The organism is Peribacillus sp. NPDC058002 (assembly GCF_042886655.1).
Lineage (GTDB): Bacteria > Bacillota > Bacilli > Bacillales > DSM-1321 > Peribacillus > Peribacillus aracenensis.
This window is the reverse complement of sequence record NZ_JBHVQU010000258.1, coordinates 1-4,738: the sequence shown is the minus strand read 5'-3', so window position 1 is coordinate 4,738 and position 4,738 is coordinate 1. Positions and strand designations below refer to the sequence as shown.

Sequence of the window (4,738 nt, the reverse complement as noted above, 5' to 3'; positions counted from 1 at the left end):
AAACACCCCATAAATGTTAGTTGGTGTCTAACATTTACGGGGCAGTTCAAGTTTGGCTACAGTCTGCATAATTAATTTAATTAACTATTTTCTGGTTTCCAAGATGAATAGCGTCTTTCAATAATGCCTAATAATGAAGTAAGAATGATTCCCGTAATCGTAATGACCAACACTCCAACAAACATACGATCTGTTTGCAGATTTTGCCCATTGCTTGTCAATTGATATCCGATACCAGCTGTCGAAGCGAATAATTCACCTACAACTACAGCAATTAATCCTTGACCAATACCTAAGCGAATTCCGTTTAAAAGGAATGGTACCGTCGAAGGCAAAGCAATCGTTTTAAAAATTTGATATTCACTTGCACTAAATGTTCTTGCGGCTTTTATTAAGTTTTGATCTTATGTTAACATTGCTTTTTGAGCGCTCATCACTATTGGAAAGAAGGCCATCAAAAATACTATAACAATTTTTGATGCTGGGCCTATACCGAACGCAATTATGATCACTGGTAAAAGGGCGACTTTAGGAGTTACATATAATCCTGAAATGAAAGATTAACTACAGCATTAAAGTTGGAATCCCAGCCCGATAACACACCAATTGGAATTCCAATAAGTATGGCTAAAACAAAGCCTGCAATAAATTCGCCACCACTTACTTTCATATTTTCCCAAAAAGAAATTTCTTGGACCATTAAAACTGCCGCTTGTGCAATTTCAATAGGTGAGCTAATGAACAATGGATTTATCCATTCATTTTGAGAAGCACTTCCCAAAGCAACAGGAATAGTAAAACAGTAGCAACACTGATAAAAAGGAACCAGGTTGGAGCAGGCTTTATCGAAAACAATTTCTACTTCCGCCTCCATCATAAGTGCTGCTTCTTTAGCGATGTTACATACCCTTTGGTGAATTCTTGAACTTGAGATGTTTTAGGCGCACGAATCAAATAAAGAACCTCCTCTTCCGCTTGAACAACATTTGGAGTGAAACCACCTGTGTTTGTAATTGCATAATGGACTCTTGCATCCGAGATGATATGCTCACGTAAGTAGTTAACACCCACGTTCATCAGCTCCACTGCATCAAGCGGCTTCTTCCCAAATGTGGTTGAACAGCAGCGTGGGCACTTTTCCCTTTAAATTGGTAGTAAATTTGGTAATTAGCTAACGGATTTCCTGGTAAAATTGTATTGGTTGTCCACGGATGCCAACATAAAGCAAAAGTTTACTTCGGTAGAAGGATTACGTGAATTACTTCATGGGTTCCGTGCAAAATATTCTAAGGTAACCTATAAAATCCGAATCATTATCTATCAAAAACTGCTCAAAACTTTGCTAACCTTTTACCAGCACACATGAATGATTGAGTCAGGTTTTAAAAAAATAAATTAGGGACAGTCATGACTGCCCCTAATTATTAAATCGAAAGAACCCTACTCGATCTTTTTATTGACTATAAAGTTAGCCCGCCATCTACAAGAACAATTGAACCGGTCATATAGCTTGCATTATCTGATGCTAAGTAAGCAACCATTTCAGCGAGTTCTTTCGGATCAGCATAACGGCCCATTCTCATATTGGAAACCTCTTCTGGAACGTATCCACCTTTTGCAAACTGAGCTTCAACACTTGTTGTTAATGCTGTTTTCACACCGCCAGGACAAAGTGCATTTATACGAATTCCTTTTTTCGCATATTCTAATGCAGCACCCTTGGTTAAGCCTACAACCGCATGTTTGCTTGCAGAATATACAGCTACACTGTGTTCAGGACGAACACCTGCAGTAGAAGCAGTATTAATAATAGAGCCACTTCCTTGCTCCTCCATCACTTTTAACACATATTTCATTCCTAGGAAGACCCCTTTTACATTGATAGACATAATGCGGTCAAATTCGTATTCTTCTACTGAAGTGAAAGGTGCGAACTTTTGGATAACACCTGCATTGTTGAAAAATATATCAATACGTCCATATGTTTCGACAGCTTTATTTACATAACTTTGCACATCTTCAGTTTTCGAGACATCGGCCTGGACGAAGATGCCTTCTCCACCTTGTTCCTTCACAAGTTTTAACGTTTCTTCTCCTGTTTCCTGATTGAAATCGACTAATACAACTGTTGCACCGTTACTAGCAAGTTTCAAACTGCTTGCTCTTCCGATTCCACTTCCTGCACCAGTTATGACAGCAATTTTATTTGATAATTCCATGTTTAATTCCTCCCTGCTTATTCTTCTTACACGAATCATTTTATGGCTTGTTTAAAAATATTTATTGTATTATCTTACGAATAATAGTACATATTAACTTTAAAAAAAGACCGAATTAAAAAAATTTGAATGGAGTTTATAGAATAGATGGAAATAGCCATACAAGATTTACAATATATATGTGAGCTTATTTATAAAGTTCATAAAATACCTGTTTATTATGTCAATCAATTTGGTGAGATTGAATACGAATTTTCAAGTAGAAACTTACGGGATCATCCATATTACAGCCAGTTCAAAGAGCAGATAAGTGTGTATACTTATGAAGATAATCCAAAGGATTTTCCTATATTTTTCTCTAATTCAAATTTGAACTTTTTCTTTGTCAATCTTAAAAAAACGAATCTATTTTTAGGTACCATTATTTTAGGCCCTACCCTTGAGTCAGAAATATCTGATGAAATGATTAGCAAGATCATAGATGCTTTTAAAGGAAACCTTAAGAAAAGGAAACTCATTGAATACTATCAATCCATTCCCATTATTGATAGTCAACAATTCCTAACAATTAGTTTATTAGTTTATTATTTGATGTACCATAAAAAGCTTGATAAAACGATGGTCATCCAAAACAATGAAGCGCTGTCCCTTGATATGATTGAATTAGAGAACCCGGATCTTGAGCTTTCAAAAGTGAGAAGGAATTTCATTTTTCATTCCAATCTTTCATATGAACGGGTTTTGCTTGATTATGTAAAAAACGGACGGATAGATAAATTAAAGGATATCTTCGATTACTCTATTGTCGGTGAGGCGGAATTAGGATTATTATCGAAACGAAATCGCCTAAGAAGTGAAAAGAATTTAATGATAACTGGAATTGCTCTTGTTTGCAGAGCAGCTATTGAAGGTGGTTTAAATGATGAAACTGCCTTTACCTTAAGCGATTTCTATATTCAACAACTCGAGGATTTAGGAAGCTTAAAAGCAATATTGAAATTAACGGAAGAAGCCATAATAGATTTTACCAATCGTGTGCACCAATTAAATAAAGAAAAATATTCTGCAACAATAACAGCTTGTCAACATTATATTTATGACCATCTTTATGACGATATCACACTTGATTACCTTGCACAAATGTGTCGTTTAAGCCCAAATTACTTATCATCACTTTTTAAAAAAGAGGTTGGAAAACCAATAAGTGAATACATTCAACGGCAACGAGTTGACGAAGCAAAAAAGCTCTTACTTTTAACAAATTATTCGATTTCAGACATCGGCACATGGCTAAATTTCAACGACCAAAGTTATTTTATAAAAATCTTTAAAAAATACACAGGTTTAACCCCCAGGCAGTTTAGAAATGATCATTTTTCCGATCATAAATCGACATAATTATATATAAATGAAAATTTGAGCAACAGATCAAATTGGGGTACCCCCCAGCAAAATGCGAATTTACTTTTTCTCCCACTTCTTATAACTAGGCATATTTCCCATTTCTTTAATGGAGCAATCATCATCGCAGGCTTTTCAATTTTCCTTTAATGCCTTTGATATTCCTGCATAAAACCCTTTAGTAAATAAATTAGCAGCTGGCCCTACAGGCTCGGTGGAATCGACCAAAATGACGTCATATTCATCTTCACTATTTAGAATATGCATAAAGCCATCACCTACACTAAGCTCTACGCGCGGGTTTCTGTACTCAGAGGCGATATTGGGTAAATACTGCTTTGAATATTCCACTACTTTCTCATCGATTTCAACTTGAACAACATTGGTAACGCTTGGGTGTTTCAATACCTCCCGAATCGTTCCCCCATCACCGCCGCCAACAACGAGCACCTTTTGTGGATTAGGATGAGTATACAATGGAACATGAACAATCATCTCATGATAGACAAATTCATCCTTTCGGTGGTCATAACCATTCCGTCAAGTAGAAGCATATTACCGAATTCTTCGGTTTGAATCATGTCCAATTGTTGATACTCTGTTTTCTCGGAGTGAAGGGTTTTATTAACTCTTACTGTAATACCAAAAGACTCGGTTTGTTTTTCTGTAAACCATAATTTCATATTAGTTTTCTTTTCCTTTCTATATTTTTTATTTATATGATCAGACATAAGATAAATGAACTCTAAGCAGCTGGCACTGCTTAGAGTTCATCTATCGGATCATACAGAATTGAAAATTCTATTAAATTTGTCTATATTCACTCTTTAATGATACCTCACAATAAACGATGGTTCATTGGCGGCTGGTCCTCCGACGTCGAGATAAGGAACCTGATATATAGACAAAATCAAGCTTTTTCTCACCCCGTTATACCATCTTATTAGAGTGATAGATATAATATAAACCTTTGTGTTTCACAAAGGTCAAGATTTTCTAGTTGGAATTTGAATTTCAAATATAACTTATCTACAATCGTTATCCTCTATTGAAATACCATAAACATTCGAAATAGACAATTATTTAAATAAATATTTTTTATGATATCGCCTCTATAT

3 protein-coding genes and 2 pseudogenes are annotated in these 4,738 nt (G+C 35.4%); 1 reads left to right on the top strand and 4 read right to left on the bottom strand.

The genetic code is table 11. From position 1 onward, the window contains the following. Positions 1 to 80: 80 nt before the first annotated feature. The 3 genes and pseudogenes from ACFVSH_RS23020 to ACFVSH_RS23010 all read right to left on the bottom strand — a co-directional run bounded on the left by ACFVSH_RS23020 (position 81) and on the right by ACFVSH_RS23010 (position 2,219). Positions 81 to 392: an ABC transporter permease gene (locus ACFVSH_RS23020; protein ID WP_387708021.1), complete on the bottom strand. Its 312-nt coding sequence runs from the start codon at positions 390 to 392 to the stop codon at positions 81 to 83. Between the two features lie 431 nt (positions 393 to 823). Beyond that, positions 824 to 1,229, bottom strand: a pseudogene (locus tag ACFVSH_RS23015) (peptidase dimerization domain-containing protein); the annotation flags it as partial. Positions 1,230 to 1,460: 231 nt separating this feature from the next. Next, positions 1,461 to 2,219 carry an SDR family NAD(P)-dependent oxidoreductase gene (locus ACFVSH_RS23010; RefSeq protein WP_387708019.1) on the bottom strand — a complete coding sequence of 253 codons (759 nt, stop codon included), beginning with the start codon at positions 2,217 to 2,219 and terminating at the stop codon, positions 1,461 to 1,463. Between the two features lie 147 nt (positions 2,220 to 2,366). Here ACFVSH_RS23010 and ACFVSH_RS23005 point away from each other — a divergent pair, with 147 nt between their 5' ends. Then, positions 2,367 to 3,617 carry a helix-turn-helix domain-containing protein gene (locus ACFVSH_RS23005; protein WP_387708017.1) on the top strand — a complete coding sequence of 417 codons (1,251 nt, stop codon included), beginning with the start codon at positions 2,367 to 2,369 and terminating at the stop codon, positions 3,615 to 3,617. Positions 3,618 to 3,758: 141 nt separating this feature from the next. Here ACFVSH_RS23005 and speE read toward each other — a convergent pair. After that, positions 3,759 to 4,303: pseudogene (speE, locus tag ACFVSH_RS23000) on the bottom strand (polyamine aminopropyltransferase); the annotation flags it as partial. Positions 4,304 to 4,738 lie beyond the last annotated feature (435 nt).

Coding starts and splice junctions, on each gene's coding strand:
- ACFVSH_RS23005 (WP_387708017.1), top strand. CDS start 2,367: ATGGAAATAGCCATACAAGATTTACAATATATATGTGAGCTTATTTAT.
- ACFVSH_RS23010 (WP_387708019.1), bottom strand. CDS start 2,219: ATGGAATTATCAAATAAAATTGCTGTCATAACTGGTGCAGGAAGTGGA.